General features: G+C 33.9%; 4 protein-coding genes. All 4 read right to left on the bottom strand.

Features of this window, described 5'->3' with window-relative positions; translation table 11 throughout:
- Positions 1 to 385: 385 nt before the first annotated feature.
- Positions 386 to 3,334, bottom strand: coding sequence for a hypothetical protein (locus BMX09_RS07160; protein WP_089747196.1), 2,949 nt, complete (start codon positions 3,332 to 3,334; stop codon positions 386 to 388).
- Positions 3,335 to 3,577: 243 nt separating this feature from the next.
- Positions 3,578 to 5,029 carry a cardiolipin synthase gene (cls, locus tag BMX09_RS07155; protein WP_089747194.1) on the bottom strand — a complete coding sequence of 484 codons (1,452 nt, stop codon included), beginning with the start codon at positions 5,027 to 5,029 and terminating at the stop codon, positions 3,578 to 3,580.
- A gap of 104 nt (positions 5,030 to 5,133) precedes the next feature.
- Positions 5,134 to 5,739, bottom strand: coding sequence for an energy-coupled thiamine transporter ThiT (locus tag BMX09_RS07150; protein WP_089747192.1), 606 nt, complete (start codon positions 5,737 to 5,739; stop codon positions 5,134 to 5,136).
- Positions 5,740 to 5,768: 29 nt separating this feature from the next.
- The gene (locus BMX09_RS07145; protein WP_089747190.1) at positions 5,769 to 7,442 is read right to left on the bottom strand and encodes a ribonuclease J; all 1,674 of its coding nucleotides are present in this window, start codon (positions 7,440 to 7,442) and stop codon (positions 5,769 to 5,771) included.
- Between the last annotated feature and the right edge of the window lie 45 nt (positions 7,443 to 7,487).

The raw sequence follows: 7,487 nt of genomic DNA, 5'->3' as shown, positions 1-7,487 counted from the left end.
AACTATTTGTGCATCCAATTGGCTTAACGTAACTAATCCCGTTGTTAGCATCACTGTACTACCAATTGTCAACAATTTTCTTTTGTAACTCATTATAAAATCTCCTCCTTGCATTTTGTGTGTTATTTCTTATTTTAACACGCACCCCCCCGAAATCAACCGTCATTTATCCTATTTGTGATTTATTCTCATTACTTTATCTTGTTTTATTGTTCATTAATTCATTACTTTTCTTCTTTTTTTATCTTTATTCCTGAATTTTCGATATTTTGTATAAAGTCTTCATTACCGACAAAATGCAGCCAGAACAACAACTCTGACTGCATCAACTATATTTACTTAAATTATGCGTCCTAAACCGTCAACTTCTAACCGTCGAGAATTTTTACTGTCCAGGGACATATGGTATTTCCGGCTCATTGATATAGGCTCTAGAAGGTCTTCCATTAGTCACTCGAGCATACTGATACGCTTCTGGGAATTCAATATTTAACAATCCGTCCATATCATCAGGAACTGCACTGAATAAGTATTCCGCTTGATACGCATGATGAATTTTATCTGACTCTTTATCATACTCTTCGTAATCAACTCGAGGAGAAAAGGCGCCTTTATCTTCATCATATAATGTATAATGTATTCCATATGCTGGGTTATAGTATTCGCCTGTATTCCAAGCTAAGTCAATGTATTCATGATATCTTTTTTCGCTAAAATCATAATATCTTTTTCTTTCAACCACATAATACACACAAGTATTTCCACGTTCAATTTTTCCATTAATAGCTTCACCTTTTGCTAATTTATACTTAAATACTTGATTATATCCAAGCACTTTAGCTACTTCAGTTTCAGATAAAGCATTAAATTGATCAACTGTATAAACGCTTTGTGTGTCTACATCTACATCTCGATGGTATATAGTCTCAAAGTCAGGTGCTGGTTCTTGACCATATTCGTTATAATCACCTTTCACGTTATACTTAATGAAATATTTAGCATTATAGTCTATTTTAGAATTTCTTTGCTCTAAAGTCATAAGCTCCCAGGTAAGTGTTTCATCTGCTAAACTACCATCTTTGTAATAACTCTTAGGATAAAGACTGAATTTTACATTACCATAAATATCATTCTCGACCATTGTTAACTGTCTTGGAAGCGCACGTCCTTTAGCGATTTCATGGTATTTAAGGAATTCTAAGTCACCATCTGCATCTAATGGTAATTCACTTAATGGGACCACTTGTTGATCATCCCATGGTAACGTTACGATATCATCTACATTACCTTCTGTTTGATTAACTGGATATGTTTTACTTTTCTTCGTGATATATTCATCATATGCTTGAGTTTCTTCATCTGACCAATAAGCTTTTAATGGTTTATTGGCCACTAAACGATTAATATCTTCACGTGTGCTACTAATAGCATTATGATCATCATCATTAATAACTGTAACAGTAACTTCCCTAGTAAACTGTTCTTTTGAACCATCTGCATAAATGATTGTTCCTTCAACTTGACCCGTTGCAGTTTTTGCGCCATTTTCTAAAACTGGCACAGTACTTTGAACTAATTCAACTTGGAAATCTTTTGGATAAATTAAATCTTCATTATATCTCTTAATAGTCATCGCATTTTTTACAGTTTCTGGGGTTACTTTATTTTTTATGAATATTGTATTATCGGAAACTTGATATAAATCTGCATCGTTATAGACATTTTCTACACCTTCAGGTAAGTAAGCAACATTATCATAGAAAGGAGCACCTATCCCCCATTCATGTGCTGGATCTCCATATTCATCTTTATCCTTAGGTAAACTTATATCTATAGTTAATCTCTCAGCATCAGTATTATCAAATAACCATACTTGCGTTGAATAATAATTTTGGAAAAGAGTATTATATACTTTAAAATGCCCTGACTTATCAACTATACTAATAGTTGTTGCACTTAAGACTCCTTCCGCATGATGTTGTCCAAATTTAATCTTGTATCCTGCATATTTAGGATCTATTTTGCCTTCAATAAATTCTGGAGTGAAACTTGTGATTTCACCATCAAAAGCAAGAGGACAATACATAAGGTTTTCAGAAAACTTCCATGGTTTATTATAATAGTTGATTCCTTTAACCGTTACAGTTGCTTTAAATGTCGTGAAATTATTAGTAAATTGTGGCACAAAATAATAGTGCCCAATATCTTCACTTAATTCATAATAACCAATTTTTAGAGTGTCACCTTTTTTAATCGCTAAACTATTAGGCATTGTGAAGGTTGTTTTTTTATTTTCATCGGTATGTCCTCTTAGTGAGAAGAATGTACGATTCCCTTTAGCATCTTCTAAATACAAATAAGTTGTATCTTCTGTCCAATCTCCATTTGATTTAGGAATAGAATCAGCTATTCCTCCGATGTGTTTATCATCAATTGAAGTAATCGTAATTGTTTGTCCTTTAGGGGTTTTTATTGAGATATTTCCTTTATCATCAATGTCTACATTATTGTTGTTATTGTTGTTGTTGTCATCACTAGTTTTTTCCCATTTACCATCTGATCCAACATAGTATTTACCGATCCATTCATTTTTGGCCATGTAACCCCATTGTTTTAAGTAGTAGTCACCGACCCATTGATTTTGAACGTATTTACCGTCTTCACCAATGAAGAAGTAGCTAGAATTATTGGCATCCCAAATCCATTCGTTTTGAGCCATATAACCCCATTGTTTTAAGTAGTAAGCTCCAACCCATTTATTTTGAACGTAAGTGCCGTCTGGATTAAAGTAGTGCCAACCTGTTTCTGGACTGTATGCCCATTCATTATGAGCCATGTGACCATATTGTTTTAGGTAGTATGAGCCTTTCCAAGTATCATGAGCATATGAACCATCTTCATTAATAAAGAACCAGTTGTCATAGTCTTTATCAAAGATCCATTCGTTTGTTGCCATATAGCCCCATTGTTTTAAGTAGTAAGCTCCAACCCATTTATTTTGAACGTAAGTGCCGTCTGGATTAAAGTAGTGCCAACCTGTTTCTGGACTGTATGCCCATTCATTATGAGCCATGTGACCATATTGTTTTAGGTAGTATGAGCCTACCCATTCGTCTGAAGCGTATTCGCCATTGTCCTTAATGTAAAACCATGAACCATTATCTTCAATCCATTCACTTTTGGCTTTGCTGCCATCTGCTTTTATAAAGTTTTTACCTTGCCAGCCAGTTTGACTTGCCTCAACCTGTTGCGCCTCTAATTGGGTCAATGTTACTAATCCTGTTGTTAGCATCACGGTACTACCAATTGTCAGCAATTTTCTTTTGTAACTCATTAAAAAATCTCCTCCTTGCTAATTTACTTTTTTCTTATAATAACACGCACCCCCCGAAATCAACCGTCATTTATCCTATTTATGATTTATTTTCATTACTTTATCTTGTTTTATTGTTCATTAATTCATTACTTTTCTTCTTTTTTTATCTTTATTCCTGAAAAAACAACATTTTGTGTAAGCGGTTAATTATTCGAACAAAAAAAAGACAACCAACATTACTGCTGATTGTCTATTGCTTCTTTATAAAATTGGTCCTAATAAACGCGAAAACATTTGTCTAAACTGCATGAATTTTGATTGTTTGGCAAAATATTCTAATGTCGCTTCTTGACAATTTGCCATATCTTCTAAGAATATCTCTTCCATTTCTCTGGCTACTTTTCGATCATATATAAAAGCATTAATCTCAAAATTCAATTTAAAGCTTCGGACATCAAAATTAGCTGTCCCTATTGTTCCTGCTTCACCATCGACGACTAATGTTTTTGAATGTAGGAAGCCTTTTTGATAAGTATAAATCTTAACACCTGCTTCGGCTAAATTCTGTGCATAAAATTCAGTCGCACGATAAACAAACATATGATCAGGTTTACAAGGAATCATGACTCTAACATCAACACCTGATAAAGCCGCAATTCGCAAAACTTCAATCATACTTTCATCTGGCACAAAGTAAGGTGTCTGTAAAAAGATTGTCTTTTTAGCCATTGTAATCATTCTGATCATGCCCATTTTTATTTGTTCGTAATCATTATCTGGCCCACTTGATACAATTTGCATAGTCGTTGTTCCAGTTTCAGATGAGATAGGAAAATATTTTTCATCATAAGCGATTAATTGATTAGGCTTGGCTGCTGCATTCCAATCCATAAAAAATCGTGACTGTAACATTAATACAGCATTCCCCGTAATTCTCATATGAGTATCACGCCAATAACCCAAACGCCCTTTCCCTACATACTCTTCACCAATATTATAACCACCTATATACCCAACCTTCCCATCAATAATCACAATTTTTCGGTGATTACGATAATTAATACGAAAATTAATAAAGCCAATCTTTTTACCAAAAAATGGAATCGCTTGTCCTCCTGCTTTAATCAATTGTTCCCAGAAACGATAACTTGCACTTCTTGACCCCATTGCATCATAAATCACTAAGACTTCTACGCCCGCCCTAGCTTTTTCGACTAATAATTCCATGATTTCCTGGCCAATTTCATCATCTTTAAAAATATAATAAACCATATGAATATGTTCTTTAGCTGCTTTAATATCCTGAATTAGACGATCGAACTTTTCACGCCCATCTAAAATCATTTGAACATTATTTTCACGGGTAATAATCGATTCATCACTTTCTAAAAATAATCGTGCCAAATCCTTTAAATAATCATTATACTGAAAAATCGGATCCCCCTTAGATTCATCCAAAGTCTTACGCTGATACTCAACAATCTTACTAATCCCAAATGATTCCTGTGTCTTCATATCAAAAATCTTTTGTTTGCTTAACTTTCTTCCTAAAAAGAAATACATAATAAAGCCCACACCCGGCAAAAGAAATAATACTAATAACCATGCCCAAGTAGCAGCAATATCTCTTGGTTCTCTAAAAACAGTAATTACTGCTCCTAAAGTGTTAACACCAATTAATAACATGATAATTCCACTAACAATATCGTTCATTTATTTTCTCCTCAACTATTATCTTTCCCCTATTATATCTTATTCTCTATCCAAACTACATAGAAAAAACCACACTTCTATATGTAGAAGCGTGGCATTTAATATTAGTCGTTTAATAGATGTGATTTTTCGCGTCTTGATAAGAATCGTGTATTTTTTGGTACAAATATTTCACGCTTAATTTGTAACAAAATTACTAATACTAGTGAAATTCCAATCCATAATAATAACATGATTAACCAGATTCCTTGGAACCCTTCACTAAATGATACTAATGATTCATTTAATACTGTGGGACTAGCCATGGTCATTGCGAATAGATGCATCACTTGACTCGCTAAAACGGCAAATAACGACGCTGTAACGATATTTAAACGTGTTGAACTTAATCGTACATTAAAAGCTGTTCGAACTGTATTACGGGCAAATAAAGCCGCTAGAGTGACCATTAAATAAGCGATCACCGTATCAACAATATTACTACCAACTGAACCAGCTACTGGATATTGTATTAAGAACACCACTAACCCAAATACTAAATTAGTCATTACTGATGGTAACACCCCACGTCTTAACGCGAAAATAATTAATGGTAAAATTGCTACATCAATCCCCATACTTTGATATGATAATGGAAGAAATAATAATCCACAACTAATGGCGATTGTTACCAATGCTTCCATAGATACTTTAATTAATTTTGAATTCATCCTAAAACCCCTATCTCAACGTAAATTTATTATTTTTTGTAATTAGACGCTTCCATAATAATTGGTAAAATTACTGGGCGACGTTTTGTTTTTTCAAATAAGTAACGACTTAATGAATCTCTGACTTCTTGTTTTAACTTAGGCCATTCAAAATCTTTCGACGCTAAATTACTTTCAACAACTTCTGTTACAATCTCTGAAGCTTCTTGTACTAAATCTTCACTAGTCTTCATATAGACAAAACCACGTGACATAATTTGTGGTCCTGATAAAATCTTGCCTAAACGACGAGAAATTGTGACAACTGCTACAAAAATTCCGTCTTCTGATAAGATTTTACGATCCTTCAAGACAATATTTCCAATATCACCAACACCAATTCCATCAACTAGGACATTGCTAGCTGGAACTTGTTCGGTAACTGACATGCGACCATTTTTAATCTCAACAACATCACCTTTACCCGGTATGAAAATATTTTTATGCGGAATACCTAATTCATGCGCAATCTCAGCATGAGCTAATTGGCTACGATATTCTCCTTGAATTGGAATAAAGAATGATGGTTGTAATAAATTAATCATTAAACGTAATTCATTCGGTGTTGCATGACCTGAAGCACGTTGTAATGATGAAATTTCGAATACTTCTGCTTCCGCACGATAGATCATATCCTTCGTACGAGCAATCGCTGTTTCCATTGAAGTTGATGGCGTTGTAGCGATAAATACTAAATCACCTTCATGTAACTTCACTAATTTATGACGTCCTTGTGCCATTTTTTGTAATGAAGCAATTGGCTCACCTTTTGCACCTGTCTCTAAAATAACGACTTCTTCATCTGGTAATTGCTTCACTTCTTTTGCAGTAACAATTAAATCATCCGCTGGTAAAGTTAATTTATCTAAGCGCATCGCAATCTTAACCACATCTTCAATCGCCGCTCCAGTTAAATGGATTTTACGACCTGCTTCATATGCCGCATCAAATATTTGTTGAATACGTAAAATATTACTTGCCACACAAGCAACAATAATACGACCTTGTGCATTTTCGAATGTTTCTAAGATACTTTCCGCAATTTTACGGTCGCTAATATTTTCAACATGACTTTCTGCATCCGTTGAATCACTTAATAATGCTAATACATAATCTTCACCGATATCAGCTAATTTACCAAAGTTTGTTTGATATTCGATACTTGCTGATTGGTCAAACTTAAAGTCCCCAGTATACACAATATTTCCATCTTCTGTCTTAATAATAATTGCTACTGAACCTGGAATGGTATGTGTTGTTTTAGCAAAACGAATAGTCGCTGTACCGAAGTCAATCTCAGTATTCGGGCTAATCACATGAAAATCATCGAAATCTGTCCCAGTATTCGCATTCTTAATATATAATTTTGCTAATTCAATCGTTAATTCCGTACCAAAGACAGGTGCATCAATATGCTCTAAAAAGTATGGTAATGCTCCTACTGCATCAGCATGCCCATGTGATAAAAATACCCCTGCAATGCGATTTTTATTTTCTTCTAAATAAGTAAAATCTGGAATAACTACATCAATCCCTAATAATGCTTCTTCTGGATATACTAATCCGCAGTCTAAGACATAGATATCTTCATCTACTTCAACTGCATACAAACTCTTGCCATTTTCTCTTACCCCACCTAGGGCAATAATCTTAATTGAACTCATAAGTCCTCCTCTAATTTTTATTGTATCTATTATTTATTTTAAAAC

This window comes from Granulicatella balaenopterae (assembly GCF_900111135.1).
In the GTDB taxonomy this organism is placed as follows: domain Bacteria; phylum Bacillota; class Bacilli; order Lactobacillales; family Aerococcaceae; genus Granulicatella; species Granulicatella balaenopterae.
Note: the sequence above shows the minus strand (reverse complement) of the source record. Positions and strands in the feature narration are given on the sequence as shown.